Source organism: Rhodococcus sp. SB1D, from assembly GCF_048573875.1.
GTDB classification, from domain to species: Bacteria; Actinomycetota; Actinomycetes; order Mycobacteriales; family Mycobacteriaceae; genus Rhodococcus_F; species Rhodococcus_F qingshengii.
This window is the reverse complement of the sequence record NZ_JBMAIQ010000019.1, coordinates 18,551-34,768: the sequence shown is the minus strand read 5'-3', so window position 1 is coordinate 34,768 and position 16,218 is coordinate 18,551. Positions and strand designations below refer to the sequence as shown.

Genomic DNA, 16,218 nt, shown 5'->3' with positions numbered 1-16,218 from the left:
TGTTTAGACAATATCCAAGAACAGGACATTTCGGAGCTGATGGCGTCAGATCACCGCGTTCGACGCCTGGGCACGTAGGTCTCGGGCCAGGTGATCCCGACGCTCGAGAACAAGCCTCCGCAGCGACGCGGGCGCCTCAGCATTGGCCTGGATCCAGGAATCGACAGCAGAGGTGTCTTCAGCTGCCGGGAAGAGTCCGTTCACCAACCGTCGGGCGATCTCGATGCTGCGTTCGGACCACCACTTCCCCAGGGACGAGAAGTACTCTGCCGCATATCCCTCGATCAACGACGGGTCCGTGCCCGAACGGAATCCGGCGATCGTCGCATCCAGGCGGTCGTTCGAGAGTGAGCCGTCAGTGGTCGCCGACGCCCAGGCAGCCGCCTTGGTCTCGGCATCGGGAATCGACGCCACAGCGCGGACGTACGCCGTTCGACCCGCTGACGTGCTGTCCTTGCTCAGCTCACCATCGAAGTCGCTCACACTCGCATGGCCGGTCGCCGACAGGGCGATCCACAATGCCCACCGCAGATCAGGATCGAGAGCCAGTCCGACCGGCCCCGGGCAGGTGCCGTCGAGTATCGACCGCACCTCGTCGGCGCGAGCATCGTTGACCGCTGCAGCGGCCGACAGAGCCCGTGCCCATGCCAGCTGTCTTCCGGACTCCGGTTCGGCTTCGAACACCGCCTTCCAGGTCGTTTCCAACCAGCCTGCACTTACATTGGGCCGCAAGCTTTTCGGAACGTAGTGAAGAACCGCGTATTGGGCATCGGTCATGATCGAGCTGAGAATCGCAAGATCTGTCTCCGCGGGAGCGAATCGTTCCACCATGTCGAGGTACCGGAACACCGAGAGCTGCGCATCACGCACCGAGTTCCACAGCGACGACCAGATCACCCCGCGCGCAAGCGGATCGCTCACGCGGTCCAGGGATGCCTCGACAGTGGACAGAGATTCCGCGTCCAATCGCACCTTGGCGTAGGTGAGGTCTTCGTCGTTGAGCAGTGTGAGTGCTCCGGGCGGAAGGTCGACCGACGTGCGTGATTCGGTGATGTCGAGTTCGACGCGTTCGGTGCGAACAAGATCTCCGGACTCGTTGTAGTCGTAGATTCCGACTGCGAGCCGATGCGGCCTCGGGTCCGTCTGGACCAGGTGTGTTCCGTCGAGCGACAGCGTGGACACCCCGGTGGTCTGCAACCAGATTCGGGCCCATTCGCGCACATCACGTCCGGAAGTCTCCGCGAGCACGTCGAGCAGATCAACCAGCGTGGTGTTCCCGAAGGCGTGGGCCTTGAAGTACCGGCGTGCCGCTTCGAAGAACGCGTCACGCCCGACGAACGCCACAAGTTGTTTGAGGACACTGGCGCCCTTGGCATAGGTGATTCCGTCGAAGTTCAGCTTCGCAGCTTCGAGATCGACGATGTCGGCGACGATAGGATGCGTGGTCGGCAGCTGATCTTGGAGGTACGCCCACGCCTTCCGCTTGATGGCAAATGCCACCCAGGCATCGGTGAAGCGAGTAGCTTCGGCGCTGACCAGCGATCCCATGAAGTCGGCGAAGGATTCCTTGAGCCACAAGTCATCCCACCAGACCATGGTCACGAGATCGCCGAACCACATGTGCGCCATTTCGTGCAGGATCGTGTTGGCGCGGCGCTGATGCTGCTCGTCGGTTGCGGTGCCGCGGAACACGTATGCCTCGGTGAAGGTCACCAGTCCCGGGTTCTCCATGGCGCCGAGGTTGTACTCGGGGACAAAGATCTGGTCGTACTTGCCGAACGGATACGGATAGTCGAAGTACTCGGCGTAGAAGTCCAGCCCCTGACGGGTGATGTCGAAAACGTTGTCTGCATCAAGGTGTGGAGCCAACGACGCCCGGCACAGCGCACCCAACTCGACAGTGAGTTCGCCGCGACTCCACGACGACGCCACGCGGTGATACGGCCCGGCCGCGATCGCGGTGATGTAGGTCGAGATCGGCAGCGTCGGGGCGAAAGTGACGCGTTGTGCACCGTCCACGGAGAGAGTCTGGGTCGCGGGCTGATTCGACAGGACTTCCCAGCCGTCAGGTGCTGTCACCTCGAATGTGAAGGGCGCCTTGAGGTCCGGCTGCTCGAAGCAGGCGAAAACACGCCTGGCATCGGCCGGCTCGTATTGCGTGTACAGATACGTCTGATCGTCAGCGTCGTCGACAAATCGGTGCAGCCCTTCACCGGAACGGCTGTAGTTGCCGTGAGCTTCCACCCGAACGACGTTCGATCCGCCGAGTCCGCGCAGCACGATCCGGGATCCGTCGTACTCCACCGGAATCGACGCACCGTCGACGTCCACGGAATCGACTGCAGCACCGATGAAATCGAGCCACGTGGACTCCACCGAGGACGTCAGATCAATTGTCGTGACGGTCGAAAAGGTCTTCACGGCGGAGTCGACCGCCGATCGCAGATCCAACTCCACCCGGTAACCGGCGACGGAGATGGCTCGAGATCGTTCGGCGACTTCGCTTCGATTCAGGTTCGCAGTACTCACGCACTCGATCCTGCCAGGCCGCGCTCGGCGATGTGAGCCGCCGTGCGCCTATCCCTTGAACGCGCCCTGCCAGACGGTGTCGAACGGCGTGTGTGCCGAGACGCGGCCTTCGATGCCCGCCGTGACGAACTTCTTTGCCAGAGCGACGGCTTCTCCCACGTCGGCGCCTTTTGCCAGCTCCGCGGTCACTGCGGCGGCCAGCGTGCAACCGGCGCCCGAGACGCGCTCTTCGCCGACCTTGGGGGCGGAGAGAACAGTCACGTCGGTCCCGTCGAACAACACGTCGACGGCGTCGCCACCGGCGAGTTCGACACCGCCCTTTGCGAGCACGTACTTGGGTCCGAGGTCATGGATACGACGTGCGGCCTCGATGAGGTCGTCGATGCTTTCGATGCTGTCCATTCCGGCAAGGGTGCGTGCCTCGAACAGGTTGGGTGTGACGACGGTGGCGAGCGGAAGAATCGAATCACGAAGTGCTGTATCAGTATCGAGAGCCGCGCCGGGCTCCTGGCCCTTGCAGATCAGGACCGGGTCGAGGACGACGTGGCGCCAGGACTGCCGACGCAGGCCCTCTGCCACAACCTCGATGGTGGCGGGCGTGCCCAACATGCCGATCTTGACGACGTCCAGATCGTGAGCCGCAGTGGCAGCCTCGATCTGATCGGCGATCACGTCAGGAGCGATCGGCACGAAGCGATGACCCCAGTTGTTCTTGGGATCGAAGGAGACGATGCACGTGGTGGTCGCTACGCCGTAGACGTCCAATGCCTGGAACGTCTTCAGGTCGACCTGCAGGCCGGCACCGCCAGTCGCTTCGGACCCAGCGATGACATAGGCGAGGTCAACCACAGCACAATCTCCTTCTTCGGACTTTCGAAACGTGCGTGGATGGCCACGAACGCGGGGCCCAGTTTATCAACCGTTCCGACGTCTGGTTTTCGGCTATGCGGGCACCGGAGTTCCCCACGCGACGTCGTTGTCCTCGTATCCGAACGGCGGACCGACGAACTCGCCGCCGCAGGTGATCAGCGCGAGGGTTTCGGGTCCGTCGAGGCTGTTCAATCGCTCGACCGGCAGCTCGCCGTCCTTGCCGTAGTGATCGACCGCATCGATACGGTAGTTCCAGGTCTGTCCCCCGGCGCCCGCCACGGTCACGACCGAGCCGATTTCCAGTGTCGAGAACTTCTTTCCGAAACCGTCACCCTGATAGATGTCGTTGATGTGTCCGGTGATCACCACGGTGCCCGCGCCGGAGCCGGGAAATGCCGAATCTGCCCACCATCCGATCTCACTGACATCCTCGGGCGGAATGAGCGAGCCGTCTGCCGTCGTCTTGATCGGCAGAACGTCAGCGGTGCTGTCGACTATGCGAAGCGTGGTCGGGACATCCGGACCGTCGACCACCGCGCGAATCTCTGGCGGCAAATCTTGTTGGCCGGTCGCGAGGACGCGGGTCGGCGAGTCACCGTCGTCGGAACATCCGCCGATCAAGAGCATTGTCGCCACTACTGCAGCGGCCCACGTTCGGCTGGCCGTGGATCCAGGTGCCGCTGTCACGGACGAGAAGTCGGGCCGGACGGAATCTGGGAAATTGGTACTCGGTTTCCTACGTCACGACCGGGAAGTGCGTCACCGGAATCCCCACCGTTGCCACCGGAACCGTCACCACCGCTGCCGTTTCCGCCACCGCTTCCATTCCCCCCGCCGCCGGGGCCGGGGCCGGGGCACTCACCTCCCGGATCGGTGGTGTCGCCTGCCAAGACAATCTTGACTGCCGAGAGGTTGACCGTCTGGTTCTGCGCGACTTGTCCAGGAGTTGTGACGTCGAATGCGAGCTTGGCACGTACGGGGATGACCGAACCGTCGTCGGCATCGGTGACCGTTGATCCTGAGCGACCGAGATCTTGGGTCAACGTCATTCTGGAGATCAAATCCTGATCTCCGGTCAAGCCGGCGCCGTCGATCCGAAGGGTCCCTCGGACGGGACTTCCGTGGGCTCTGATCGTCACCGATGCGCGAAACTCGAGGATGTCTCCCGGCACTGTCCGCCACGCCTCGATCGAGTTGATTTTCGTTCCAGGCGATCCAGTCGAGATGTCGTACCAACCGTCGATCACGGCCGGATCGAGTGACATCGAATTTTCGTTGATTTCCGAGTTGCACGCGCGGGTGAGCGAAACGGGGGCAGCCGATCCCACTGCGGGGAGTGCTGTCGACACAACGGTCGCCAAGACGAAGGCCGTCGCGGTGATGCCCGCGGTACGCCTGCCGAAGATCGTCATTCTCTCGCTACCTTTTTTCCGCGGACCGTAGCTTCCGGTCAATTCAGTCAAAATACCAGTACAGCTGGACAAATAGGTCGAATTCCGTGCCGAATTCCTCTTGTTTTCTGTGAACTTCGGTTACGAGCAATTTCTCCGCACACGCGTTCCGGCAAGGGGTACATCGGATCAACAGGGGTCAGAAGTTACATTTCGCCCGCACATCGGAGCAGATCGCACTGATTTCTCACCGCATTGGACAGGTATTTCCGTTTCATAGCGGTCAGCCGGTGGAACAACGATCACTACAACGAGCGTGCCGGGCACGTGTCCGGTCGCCCCCCACCGAATCAAGGGAAACCGTCATGTCGGATACAACATCAGTCAAGCAGGGTTTCGCGGTAGGAACATCGATCGGGGCAGCCGTCATCTTGGTGACGGTCGGCATCGTGCAGTTCTTCCAAGGACTCGCTGCCGTCGCCGAAAACGAAGTGTTCGTAGTCGGGATCGACTACGTCTATCAGTTCGACCTGACGACGTGGGGTTGGATCCATCTCGTGCTGGGCGCGCTCGTCGCTCTCGTCGGGCTTGCACTGTTCACCGGAGCGGCCTGGGCGCGGGTGTCGGCAGTGGTGATCTGCGCGATCTCGATCATCGCGAACTTCTTGTGGCTGCCGTACTACCCCTGGTGGTCGACTCTCATCATCGCGCTGAACATCGTCGTGATCTGGGCTGTGTCGACATGGAAGCCCACCCAGACGACGCACGCCGCTGCGCATGCACCGTCAACGCCGACTCGATCTGCTTGAGTTGAAAGTATGTGTAGGTGGATGGCGTATTCCGGAGAGCCGATACTGGCCCATGACTTGCTGTTCAGGCCACAGCACTCGCTGATCGACCAGAGCCTGCATTCTCAACTCGGGGCCACGACGACAAATGGCGACGGCTTCGGAATCGGCTGGTACGGGGAAGGCCCCCAACCGGCAGTTTTCAAGAGCATCGAACCCGCGTGGAACGACTCGAACCTGCGCGAAGTCACCTCCCAATTGCGCACCCCTCTGCTGTTCGCTCACATCCGCGCCTCGACGGGAACTGCAGTGCAACGCAGCAACTGTCACCCGTTCCGGCACCGGCAATGGTTGTGGATGCACAACGGTTCACTACACGGATTCCACGACATGAAACGGGAATTGGTGACTGCCATTGATCCGTCGCTCTTTCCGGATCTCGAAGGATCGACGGACTCGGAAACCTTGTTCTTCCTCGCGCTGACGTTCGGCCTGACCGACGATCCGTTCGAAGGTGTCGCGAGGGCCGTCGGATTCGTCGAGCACACGGCCCGCTCGCAGGGAATCGACAATCCGGTTCAGATGACCGTCGCCACGTCGGATGGCATCTCCACCTGGATCTTTCGCTATTCCAGCGAGCACCAGTCGAGGTCGTTGTTCTTCTCCACCGAGATTTCCACGTTGCGCAAGCTCCATCCTGAGGTGGATGCCCTGCACCATCTGAGTGAGGAGACCCGAATCGTCGTCTCCGAGCCTCTACGTGACCTTCCCGGCGCCTGGAACGAGGTTCCCGAATCCGCCGCAGGCGTCATCCGGCCCGGACGGGACGAGATGCGGAGCTTTGTGCCGATCCCACCAGCCTGATTGGGTCATACAACCAGGCATAGCTATGAAATAGCTTGCATTCGAAGCGCTTTCACGAAAACTGAGAAAACGGAAACTCGGCACACTAGTCACGCGAGAGGATGAGCCGGAACGCCAAGCGAGCCTTCTCCGTATCCGGAGTGCCACCAGTGAGCAAATCGTTGTAGATGAACGACTCACCCACGCGAACCAGCAGATATGCCATGTCCTCGACGGGCAGGTCTGGCCGAATCTGCTCCGGTATTTCAGCTTCGATCAGCCTTCGCACGGATTCGACCATCGTGCCCTGAATCGGCCCCAGTCCAGTTGTGAGTATGCACAACGCCTTTTGCGGTTCCCGAGTCAAATACGTCCGGAAGAATTCGGTCTCGATTGTCGCCCGTGCATGGTAGGTGAGGACGTCGACAACCCTTGACGCTCCGCTTCCACCGCACTCCTCGAGGCCCATTCGCCACGTTCGGCGCGCCAGCGAATCGAGCACGTCACCGGTAATTGTGTCGCGATTCCCTGCACGCCGGAACAAGGTGGTCCGATCCACCCCCAACTCGGTGGCCAAAGCATTCACATCGAGCGGTTTTCCGGCCGCGAACTGTCGTCGGGCGGCACTCAACGCTTCCGCGCGGATGTCACGTGTCTCGGCCATGGAGTGAATGTATCGCTGACGACGTGCTGGTCGGTAGCCGGAGGCGATCAGACGGCGCCATCGACGGCAATCGTTGCAACATTCATTGACTTTGTTGCAGGTGAGTGTTTATGGTTCCCCGGTACGTGATTCCAGTCACAACAGTTCAGTTGTTTACGGAGGAATGCGATGAACGATCACACGTGGACGACCCGACGATGAGCCCACTTCTGCAAGTACGAGACCTCACGGTTGACATTGGGACAGAATCGATTTCGAACAGACTCCTCGACCGAGTGAGCTTCGAGTTGGGGTCGGGCGAAATCACCGGCCTCGTAGGAGAGAGCGGGAGCGGAAAGACACTGACCGGACTCGCTCTGCTCGGTCTCTTGCCCCGTACGGCAACAACCAGCGGAAGCATCCGTTTGGAAGGACAGGAACTTGTGGGTCGGCCCGCCGCCGAGTTGAGGAAAATACGCGGTCGCGACGTCAGTATGGTCTTCCAGGACCCGAGTTCGGCTCTCAACCCCTCCGTCAGCATCGGTCGCCAGATCGTCGATGTGTTGAAGGCCCACCGCGACATCACGAAAGTCGATGCGGAGGACGTGGCTACAGATCTTCTCCACCAGGTCGGACTGGCCGACCCGAGCAGAACCTTGAAGTCGTACGGGTACGAGCTTTCCGGCGGGATGTGTCAGCGGGTGATGATCGCGATGGCCCTGGCATGCGGTCCGAAGTTGCTGATCGCGGACGAACCGACAACAGCGCTCGACGTCACCATCCAAGCTCAGATTGTCGATCTCCTTCGAGAACTGGCCGAACAGCGCGATCTTGCCGTGTTGTTGATCAGTCACGACCTCGCGGTTGTCGCCGAGGTCGCGGATCGAGTCATCACCATGTTTCGCGGCGAGATCGTCGACGTCGCGCCACGAGACGTGCTGCTTCGGCGGCCCGCGCATCCCTACACGTTCAGCCTTCTCGAGGCGGCACGCTCGACATTCGAAGAAGTCTCCTCCCAATCACCCAAGGCGCGAGGCGATTTCACCAGCAAAGCCCCTGCTGACGGCGTGGGTTGCCGATACGTCGCCCGGTGCAACTACTCCGAGGAGCTCTGCATATCCGATCATCCACTTCTGATCGGATCACCGGAATCGGCAACAAGATGTCACCGCAGCGACGAACTCGAGTTGCTCGGACTGGTGAGCTGATGAGCAACACCGACGTCATCGTCGACGTTCGGAATCTGGCAGTCGAGTACGGACGCGGACGCAAAGCTCTTCGCGCGGTCGACGACGTCAGCTTCTCCGTACAGAGGGGCGAAACCCTTGCGATAATCGGTGAATCAGGATCGGGAAAATCCTCGACGGCTCACGCTCTCGCGGGTCTGGTGGCTACGGCCGCAGGCTCCATCACTATGAATCTCGACGACCCGGCGTTCGGCAAGGGTGGATCTTCCCATCTCATTTTTCAAAACCCTACGTCGGCCTTGAACAATCGGATGTCCTCATGGGCTTGCGTAGCCGAGCCGATGGCGCCAGGGCGTCTGCGCATCCCACAGTCCTTGCGGCCGAAAGCCGTCGAGCTGTTGCGTCGGGTCGGTCTCGGCGCTGAGCTTGCCGACCGCCTCCCGACCCAGCTCTCCGGTGGCCAACGCCAACGCGTGACCATCGCTCGTGCACTTGCCTCCAAGGCGCCACTGATTCTCTGCGACGAACCTGTTGCCTCCCTGGATGTTTCGCTTCAGGAAGAGGTGTTGCAACTTCTTGCCGATCTCCGAGAAGAACATGACCTCACGTACATCTTCATTTCGCACGATTTGGGTTCGGTGGCACGGATCGCCGATCGCGTCGCGGTGATGTACCTCGGCCGAATCGTCGAGATCGGACCGGTTGCCACGGTCCTGAGGACTCCATCGCACCCCTACACGCAGGCGCTTCTCGCCGCGGCCCCGCACATCGAACTCGAGCGGCGCAGTCGTCGGAAAGCATTGGTGCGGGGCGAGTTACCCGACCCACGGAATCCACCCTCGGGCTGTCGATTCCGCACCCGCTGCCCGTTTGCGATGGATCGCTGTGCGTCGGAAGCGCCGTCACTTCGCGCGGCCTCGAATTCCGCACACAGCTCCGCCTGCCATCTATCGTCCCCGGCCACATCGACCGGAATCTCCAACCCGCCGCAGTAAATGCGTGCCGCGTCAGTCTCCCCCCTTCCGAGAAGACCAAAGCGAAAGTCCACCATATGAATCCGCGTCTGTCTTTGCGATCCCGATATCCGATCACACGCTTCCAGAATCATGGGAAAAGTGGCCCACGTGTGCTGGTAGCTGCGTTTGCACTTTCTGCTCTTGTGCTCAGCGGCTGTTCGAGCAGCGCCACCGGTACCGCCGGCGATACCGGACCTGCCGATCCGAACGCCGAACTCAAGGTCGCGACATCGCACGTGCCCGCCTCGCTCGACCCGTGTGCGGGAAACATCGGATACGACATCGACTACTTACAGTTGATGTATGCACCACTGATCGATGCGGAACCTGCCACCCAGAAGTTGCGGCCCGGAATCGCCAGCGAGTGGGGCTTCTCCGGACCGGACAACCTGACGTTCGAGATGACGTTGCAGAACGGCTTGACCTTTCACGACGGTACAACTCTCGATGCAGCAGCAGTCAAGGCAAGCATGGAACACTGCTTGAGTCTCGGAATCGTTTCCGTCCCGACGATCAAGAGCATCGAAGCAACGTCCCCAGATCACATCACGATCTCGTTGAGTTCACCTACCTCCGGCTTACCAGGGTGGCTCAACGGCAGATTGGGAATGGTGGTCTCCCCCACTGCGCTGGCAGCAGCAGGGGCAGACTTCGCCAACAAGCCTGTAGGCGCAGGGCCGTACACATTCACCAGCGCAGTCCCGAACAGTTCATACACATTCAGTCGATTCGACGACTACAAACCGGCGGGTCCACCCAGCCCTCAGCTCGCCAAGATCCAGATCCAGGTGATCTCCAATCCCACAGCGCTGACAAATGCCCTGACATCGAACGCTGCGGATTTTGCATACGGGCTCACACCGTCGAGTGCTCCGATCCTCGAACGCAACCCCAACCTGAACGTCAGTCACGATCCGAGACTCGGAGTTGCGCTCGTCGTGATCAACAACAAGAACCCCGTGGTCAACGATGTCCGCGTTCGTCTGGCGATGCAATACGCGCTCGACCGCAAGGCAATTGCGCGAGCCGCACTGGACAGCACGGAAGGAACTGCGGCGTTCGGTCAATATCCTCCCGGTTCGCAGTTCTACGACGAGGAAACCGAAGATGCATGGCCGTACGACCCGGAGAAGGCCAAATCGCTGCTAGCGGAGGCTGGGTATCCGAACGGGGTCACCGTGCGCGGATTAGCAGGCAATCTACCGCCGTACTCGACCAACGCGGTCCTTGTCGGAGAACAATGGGAGAAGGTCGGCATCAAGGTCGACTTCGTCGAAATGACTGGACCTCAGGCGATTACGGAGTTCGTCGCACACAACAGCGCGGACGTCTTCAGCGTGGGATGGCCCACGCGAGCATCCGCACCGCTCAATTTCGAAGCCTCGCTGGGTTCGCGGTCGTACTTCCGGCAGAATTCCGTCCCCAACGAGGATTTGGAGAAGTTGATCGCACTGTTGAACAACACGTATGACGAAACCGCTCAGCTCGACATCGTCAAACAGATCAATCAAGTCGTGATCAAGTCCGCTGAGTACGTACCGTTGTACTTCACTCCCGACGTGGTCGCCTACACCAAGAACGTCCACGGGGCCGTTCCTGCACTGAACGGCTCCCCCAATCTGACGTACCTCTCGAAGTCATGACGACGACCGTTGTATCGCAAGAGAATTCGTTGGCCCCCGAGCCTGAGAGCGTTCCGACCCGAAACCCTCACCGATCGCCGGTGAATCCTTACATACGGATGATCGGCGTCCGGTTCGCACAGATAATTCCTACCGCGATCATCGCTAGTTTCATAACCTTTGCCCTTATCCGGATAATCCCCGGTGGACCAGCCGAGGCCCTTCTCGGTCCGAACGGCAGCGATGAATCGATCGCCGCACTCAACGAGCGCCTCGGATTGAATCAACCTCTGCTGGTCCAGTACTGGAACTGGGTGGTGTCGGCTCTGCACGGAGATCTGGGAACGTCGCTACAGAACAGCGCCCCCGTCGGCCCACAGATCCTTGCGCGCCTGCCGGCGAGCGCCGAGCTCGTTGTACTCGCACTGTTACTGTCCGCCGTCGTCGCTATACCGCTCGGTGTGTGGACCGCGACGCGGCAGGGACGACGCAGCGATGGTCTGACCCGCACGGTTTCGGGGATCGGACTCGCGGTACCGGACTTCTTCCTCGCTATCGTGCTGGTCGATGTCTTCGCCCTCGGTTTGGGAGTTCTACCGGTGCTCGGCTGGGTTCCTCTCGAGAACAGTGTGATCGACAACCTGAGCCATTTGGTCCTACCAGCAACGGCGCTCGCTGCCGGCGCAGCATCGATTGCGGTTCGGCAGACCAGGGCTGCGATGATCGAGACACTGTCAAGTGACTACGTACGAACTGCGCGTGCGATGGGTATCGACGAGCGGAAGATCGTGTGGCGCTACGCGCTACGAAACATCGTTCCCACGATTGTCACTGTCTATGGATTGCTCGCCGTGGCGATGCTGGGTGCGACGGTCATTCTCGAGCAGATCTTCGTGCTGCCGGGCCTCGGGAGCGCTCTCGTCATTGCGATCGACACGCGAGATTATCCGATGCTTCAAGGCATTGTGTTGCTGTTCGTCGTGATCGTGCTTCTCGTGAACATCCTGGTCGACGTCGTCAACAACATGATCAGCCCACAATTGAGGAAGGGAACGATCTCGTGAGCCAACTCGCGTTGACCACCGCAGGCGAGACCCGCTCCAAGTGGGCTCTCCCTCGACTGCACCCCGGATTATGGCTCAGCTACTGCTTTCTCGGCACGCTGATAGCGGCGTCCGTCTTGGCCTCGTTCGTGGCTCCGCACAGTCCGACCGATCAGAACCTGACCAACACGTTCGCCGGTCCGAGTGCACAGCACCTGCTTGGCACTGACGGCTTCGGTCGTGACGTGCTCAGTCGATTGATCTGGGGAGGACGCTCCGCCTTCTTCGGCGTCGCGATCGCTGTCGCCGTCAGTCTGCTGTTGGGAATTCCGTGGGGGTTGATCGCCGGATATTGGCCACGCTGGATCGGCGCGTCACTCCTCCGGGTGGCGGACGCATTGCTGGCATTCCCAGGTTTGGTTCTCGCAGTGGCTATTACCGGTGTTCTGGGGCCGAGCCTGATCACGTCGATGTCAGCGCTCGGAGTCGTCTATGCACCCACAATTGCAAGAATTCTGGCTGCCGGGGTCAGCGAAACGAGGAACCGAGACTTCGTTCTGAGCGCGCGACTCTCAGGATGCCCGCCGCACGTAGTGCTGCTGCGTCATCTTCTTCCGCACGCAATCGGGCCGGTTGTCGTTCAGGTGACCGTGCTCACCGGCCTGACCTTTCTCGCGCAGGCGGCACTCTCATTCCTGGGGTTGGGAATACAGCCCCCCACTCCGAGTTGGGGCGGTGACTTATCCGATGCGTACCTGCACATCTTGAGTGCACCACAACAGATTCTCCCCTCCGGCATTCTGATTTCATTGGTCGTCCTGGCCGTCTACCGAGTGGGTGATGCCGTCCGGGACCGCATGTATGTCAGAGGGAGATAGCCGGCGTAGAACAACCATCCGACTCGACTGTTCGAAGACCACACCACCAGCATGAAGGACTATCGATGACCTCGATCGCACCAGAAACCGCGCGCCGCGTCTTCCGTGGAGCCGAACCAATACACGGCATGATCTACTTCACCCCTTTCGGCGCGGAAGCATATGCCGCACTGGGCTTTACACACCCTCGAATGGGCTACTTCGCTTCGCGGTCTGCGCCCATGGGCGCAGTAGCGGCTGAAGTCACCATCGCTACGTTCTTCAACTTCAACCCCGAACTGGTACACGCGGTGCTGCCGGAAGCCTGGACAATCGCCACCCCCGAACAGATCCTCACCGCTCGACTCGACGCTGTCGACCGTTCGCTGCGCAAGGCCTGGGGAGAACATGTCGACGGCACCGAAGTTCGCGAAGCTGCCGAACTCGCACGTCGAGCCGCGGAACGCGCCTGCAACAGACCACAAGGGCGACCCCTGTTCGGTGGGCACGCATCATTGCCGTGGCCTGAGGAGCCTCATCTCGTGTTGTGGCATGCCCAATCCTTGCTCCGGGAGTTTCGCGGAGATTCTCATGTCGCACTTCTTCACGCCGAGGGACTCAACGGTGTCGAAGCGTTGGTAGTCCACGCCGCAACCGGTGATGTTCCTGCTGCTGCTCTGCAAATGAGCCGGGCATGGGACAACGATCAGTGGGCGGAAGGCGTCGAAAGTGTGCGGGCGCGTGGATGGCTCGAAGACGGCCCCGAGCTTCACCTGAACGAGGTGGGTCGCGATCGCCGAAAGCGGGTTGAGCATCAGACCGATGTGCTGGGGTCGTACCCGTACGAGGCGATCGGAGAGACCGGATGCAGTCGACTGATCGAAATCTCGGAACGTCTCTCCGGTGAAGTGATCGATGCAGATCTCGGATTTCCGGCAGCACTGGCAGCACGTCGCCGATTGCGTGCGTGACAGCAGGTCGTGAGTGTCGAACGTGGCTGGTGGTGATACGACGAGGGTGTCACCACCAGCCCCTTCACACAATTATCGCCGAAGTCGGCTGCGCCCCAATCTGCACAGTGAGAAGGCATCCGGATGAGACTGCCGTTGTGCCGAATTCTCCCGCGGGATGGGTCAAGATGGCTAGATGTGGAAACAGGCACTCGGGTTTGCTTTGTTCGGTGCGACCGTTGCCATCGTCACGGCGGCGCTGACACAGGGATCGGCACAGGCGTCCGCCACGATCACCCTCTTTTCGGGTGGCACCACAATCTCGGGCTTCGCGGGTGAATCGCAATGGACCTGGCCCATCGAGGCTGCGGTGATCGGCGCCCTTCTGGGCGCGCTGACCGGGTTCGTGCTCCGCCTCGCGGGCGTGCGAATCTCCGGAGGCCAGGACAATCGAATGGTTCCAACTGTGGTGGCAGGCCTCGCAGGCGTCACGCTTGGGTTGACGCCCCTGTTGGTCTTGATCGGCATGGCATTCACCGGGTCGGTTGATATCGGATGGTCCCCGCTCCTGGTCTATGCCGTCAGCGGTCTCCTGGCGTATGGCATTTCGGTCGCCGCCGTGTTCGGAGTCCTCCGCACTGCCGGGGATCGACTTACTGTTCGCACGACGCGAGCGGTGGCGGCGATGCTTCCGGTCGGGGCGTTGGCGGCGACGACTGTAGGTGTCGGTACTGCGTGGAGGCTGGGCTTTTCCACCACCACTCCCACCTGGATCGCGGTCGTACTGCTGGTGGTGCTCGTATTGGCCGTGACGTTCGTTGCGGCCCGGGCGTGGGCTCTACGGATGCAGGCTCGTGACTTTCCAGAAGTGGCATAGGCGGTGGAACGATTGATTCCGACGGGCGCATCGAGATGAGGGGCGAGCGAATCTTCGCGGGACTCGTCGTCGGCCTTCTGCTCTGGCTGTTCGGCTATCTGCCGTTGGTACTCCTGTGGCAACATTTCGCAGATGTCCCGCAGCCGCAGCTGTATCCGAACCGTTCGTTCACGTCGTTCGGGCCCAACCCGCCACCGCTCACCTACTGGATAAGTTGGGCGGCGCCTGCCGCCGTGTTCGTCTTGCTCGGACTTATGACTATTCCCAGTCGTACCGGCCGGCAATTTGCATTGCCATTGGTGCTCGCGTTCCTGCCGGTCGCGGCAATGGTGGCGTGGTTCTGGATCTCGATGGAACTGTTCTTCAGCCCCGACTGATCACTCACTCGGCTGCGTATCGCGAACCCCACTGCGCGCACGCGCAATGGCGCCCTTGTTGCGCAATGCGATCCCCTGATGCACCGCAGCAAATACCAATGCCAGCACTGCAGCAGGGAGGCTCCCCACCATCGACAGCAGAGAAGGCATATCAGAGCTGAAAGCGGTAAAGAAACCCAGTACTGCAGCGCAAAGCATTGTCGCCGAGACGATCCAGGAAACTAATGGTCGTGGGATCACGGCTGGAATAACGCAGAGAGCCACCGGCAACGCCAGCACCAAGAAGAGCTCCCGCCCGAAATAGTCGTGAATCGAGCGGTAACAATCGGCAGAACTGAGCGGGCCGAGGCCTATTTCGCAATCGGTGATCTCGTACAGCGGCCACTGTGCCGTCGCGGATCCCAGAATCCCGGTGGCGACCGCCAATACAACCCACGCGATCCGAATCCCAATCATACGAAGAGATCATGCCAGTAGGCGAAATTGCGCTCCGGAGAAGAAAGCAATTACGACTCGAAAGGGGCGGAGATTACCTCTCTCGGTAGGACCGACCTCCTCGCGAGCGGCACAACATGTCCGACGTGCTCAACTCACGGGCTGGGTATCGAGCTTGATCGGAGCATCTGCCATCGTCGACAACTATTGGGAGACAGCACCTCTCTTGAGTGCGGGTATCGCAGTCGCTGTACTCGGAGTAGTTAACGGCCTACCGAGTTTGATTGTCACCATGATGCACAATCGACGGCCGCAACAGGGTTGAAGTTTTCGATTATGTTTTGTGGAAGGGTGCTTGCATGGCAACACAACCGCATGGCCAGTCCATAACCCCGGCGTGGAAAGTATTCACGGCCATCGGTTTTGCAGGTGTTGTGGGCGCTGCCGTGACGTACTTCCGAGACGGGTGCACTTTGGCGATCATTGGCGGGATGGTCATCCTCGCGATTGGTCTGCCGCTTACTGTCTGGTCCATCCTGCGAATGCTGCGTGAGAATCGAGGACATCGCCTTCATTGGTGGAGAACATCGCCGGTCAATCCGAGGAACGTCGACCTGTCTCGTGCTGTCGGCATTCCGACTACAATTTTCGGTGCACTGACCATCTGGCTGAATACAGCAGGTTCGGCGCCGTGGTGGTTGGCAGCAATCTTTACCGCCATTCTGATCGCGCTCTTCGGAGTAACCGTTGCCGTTCACAATATTCGCCTCAGTCAGCGAACCTGAGCTAG

Annotated in this window: 17 protein-coding genes; 11 read left to right on the top strand and 6 right to left on the bottom strand. The window is 60.5% G+C overall.

Going from position 1 to position 16,218, the window contains the following annotated elements; all coding sequences use genetic code 11:
• Nucleotides 1–45 precede the first annotated feature (45 nt).
• From pepN to ACN50D_RS28935, 4 genes are all read right to left on the bottom strand, one after another.
• Entirely contained in the window at nucleotides 46–2,529 is a 2,484-nt protein-coding gene (gene pepN / locus ACN50D_RS28950; RefSeq protein WP_211920126.1) for an aminopeptidase N, read from the bottom strand.
• A 48-nt stretch (nucleotides 2,530–2,577) separates the two neighbouring features.
• Nucleotides 2,578–3,378, bottom strand: coding sequence for a bifunctional hydroxymethylpyrimidine kinase/phosphomethylpyrimidine kinase (thiD, locus tag ACN50D_RS28945; RefSeq protein ID WP_211920124.1), 801 nt, complete (start codon nucleotides 3,376–3,378; stop codon nucleotides 2,578–2,580).
• 93 nt (nucleotides 3,379–3,471) lie between these two features.
• Nucleotides 3,472–4,086 (bottom strand): class F sortase, encoded by a 615-nt coding sequence (locus ACN50D_RS28940; RefSeq protein WP_307850396.1) that lies wholly within the window; start codon nucleotides 4,084–4,086, stop codon nucleotides 3,472–3,474.
• Nucleotides 4,083–4,811 (bottom strand): hypothetical protein, encoded by a 729-nt coding sequence (locus tag ACN50D_RS28935; protein WP_050656165.1) that lies wholly within the window; start codon nucleotides 4,809–4,811, stop codon nucleotides 4,083–4,085. Before ACN50D_RS28935 ends, ACN50D_RS28940 begins: the two co-directional genes overlap by 4 nt.
• A 344-nt stretch (nucleotides 4,812–5,155) precedes the next feature.
• On the opposite strand from ACN50D_RS28935, the gene ACN50D_RS28930 reads away from it, so the two are divergent.
• Entirely contained in the window at nucleotides 5,156–5,599 is a 444-nt protein-coding gene (locus ACN50D_RS28930) for a DUF7144 family membrane protein (protein ID WP_030537512.1), read from the top strand.
• A 21-nt stretch (nucleotides 5,600–5,620) separates the two neighbouring features.
• Nucleotides 5,621–6,442 (top strand): class II glutamine amidotransferase, encoded by an 822-nt coding sequence (locus ACN50D_RS28925; RefSeq protein ID WP_031331541.1) that lies wholly within the window; start codon nucleotides 5,621–5,623, stop codon nucleotides 6,440–6,442.
• An 85-nt stretch (nucleotides 6,443–6,527) separates the two neighbouring features.
• Here the strand turns inward: ACN50D_RS28925 and ACN50D_RS28920 are convergent, their stop codons facing one another.
• A complete protein-coding gene (locus tag ACN50D_RS28920; protein WP_021333511.1) occupies nucleotides 6,528–7,085 on the bottom strand; it encodes a QsdR family transcriptional regulator in 558 nt (185 codons plus the stop codon).
• 275 nt (nucleotides 7,086–7,360) lie between these two features.
• Here ACN50D_RS28920 and ACN50D_RS28915 point away from each other — a divergent pair, with 275 nt between their 5' ends.
• The 8 genes from ACN50D_RS28915 to ACN50D_RS28880 all read left to right on the top strand — a co-directional run bounded on the left by ACN50D_RS28915 (nucleotide 7,361) and on the right by ACN50D_RS28880 (nucleotide 14,993).
• Complete coding sequence (locus ACN50D_RS28915; RefSeq protein ID WP_238592730.1) at nucleotides 7,361–8,272, top strand: ABC transporter ATP-binding protein; 912 nt, start codon at nucleotides 7,361–7,363, stop codon at nucleotides 8,270–8,272.
• Nucleotides 8,272–9,246, top strand: a complete 975-nt coding sequence (locus tag ACN50D_RS28910; protein ID WP_064688167.1) for an oligopeptide/dipeptide ABC transporter ATP-binding protein — start codon at nucleotides 8,272–8,274, stop codon at nucleotides 9,244–9,246. The genes ACN50D_RS28915 and ACN50D_RS28910 overlap by 1 nt, the downstream gene beginning before the upstream one ends.
• Before the next feature lie 131 nt (nucleotides 9,247–9,377).
• On the top strand, nucleotides 9,378–10,910 hold the full coding sequence (locus ACN50D_RS28905) for an ABC transporter substrate-binding protein (RefSeq protein WP_058038827.1): 1,533 nt from the start codon (nucleotides 9,378–9,380) through the stop codon (nucleotides 10,908–10,910).
• Nucleotides 10,911–10,990: 80 nt separating this feature from the next.
• Nucleotides 10,991–11,953: an ABC transporter permease gene (locus tag ACN50D_RS28900; RefSeq protein ID WP_158171306.1), complete on the top strand. Its 963-nt coding sequence runs from the start codon at nucleotides 10,991–10,993 to the stop codon at nucleotides 11,951–11,953.
• A complete protein-coding gene (locus ACN50D_RS28895; RefSeq protein WP_020969703.1) occupies nucleotides 11,950–12,810 on the top strand; it encodes an ABC transporter permease in 861 nt (286 codons plus the stop codon). The genes ACN50D_RS28900 and ACN50D_RS28895 overlap by 4 nt, the downstream gene beginning before the upstream one ends.
• A gap of 65 nt (nucleotides 12,811–12,875) precedes the next feature.
• Entirely contained in the window at nucleotides 12,876–13,760 is an 885-nt protein-coding gene (locus ACN50D_RS28890) for an SCO6745 family protein (RefSeq protein WP_030537506.1), read from the top strand.
• A 175-nt stretch (nucleotides 13,761–13,935) separates the two neighbouring features.
• Nucleotides 13,936–14,616 carry a hypothetical protein gene (locus ACN50D_RS28885; RefSeq protein ID WP_211920122.1) on the top strand — a complete coding sequence of 227 codons (681 nt, stop codon included), beginning with the start codon at nucleotides 13,936–13,938 and terminating at the stop codon, nucleotides 14,614–14,616.
• Nucleotides 14,617–14,651: 35 nt separating this feature from the next.
• Nucleotides 14,652–14,993: a hypothetical protein gene (locus ACN50D_RS28880; RefSeq protein WP_030537504.1), complete on the top strand. Its 342-nt coding sequence runs from the start codon at nucleotides 14,652–14,654 to the stop codon at nucleotides 14,991–14,993.
• On the opposite strand, the gene ACN50D_RS28875 is transcribed toward ACN50D_RS28880, so the two are convergent.
• Nucleotides 14,994–15,419: a hypothetical protein gene (locus ACN50D_RS28875; protein ID WP_249342655.1), complete on the bottom strand. Its 426-nt coding sequence runs from the start codon at nucleotides 15,417–15,419 to the stop codon at nucleotides 14,994–14,996. It lies immediately after the preceding gene.
• Nucleotides 15,420–15,787: 368 nt separating this feature from the next.
• Between ACN50D_RS28875 and ACN50D_RS28870 the strand changes: the two genes are divergently transcribed.
• A complete protein-coding gene (locus ACN50D_RS28870; RefSeq protein ID WP_211920118.1) occupies nucleotides 15,788–16,213 on the top strand; it encodes a hypothetical protein in 426 nt (141 codons plus the stop codon).
• Nucleotides 16,214–16,218 lie beyond the last annotated feature (5 nt).

Coding starts and splice junctions, on each gene's coding strand:
- ACN50D_RS28935 (WP_050656165.1), bottom strand. CDS start 4,811: ATGACGATCTTCGGCAGGCGTACCGCGGGCATCACCGCGACGGCCTTC.
- ACN50D_RS28930 (WP_030537512.1), top strand. CDS start 5,156: ATGTCGGATACAACATCAGTCAAGCAGGGTTTCGCGGTAGGAACATCG.
- ACN50D_RS28925 (WP_031331541.1), top strand. CDS start 5,621: ATGGCGTATTCCGGAGAGCCGATACTGGCCCATGACTTGCTGTTCAGG.
- ACN50D_RS28920 (WP_021333511.1), bottom strand. CDS start 7,085: ATGGCCGAGACACGTGACATCCGCGCGGAAGCGTTGAGTGCCGCCCGA.
- ACN50D_RS28910 (WP_064688167.1), top strand. CDS start 8,272: ATGAGCAACACCGACGTCATCGTCGACGTTCGGAATCTGGCAGTCGAG.
- ACN50D_RS28890 (WP_030537506.1), top strand. CDS start 12,876: ATGACCTCGATCGCACCAGAAACCGCGCGCCGCGTCTTCCGTGGAGCC.
- ACN50D_RS28885 (WP_211920122.1), top strand. CDS start 13,936: ATGTGGAAACAGGCACTCGGGTTTGCTTTGTTCGGTGCGACCGTTGCC.
- ACN50D_RS28880 (WP_030537504.1), top strand. CDS start 14,652: ATGAGGGGCGAGCGAATCTTCGCGGGACTCGTCGTCGGCCTTCTGCTC.
- ACN50D_RS28870 (WP_211920118.1), top strand. CDS start 15,788: ATGGCAACACAACCGCATGGCCAGTCCATAACCCCGGCGTGGAAAGTA.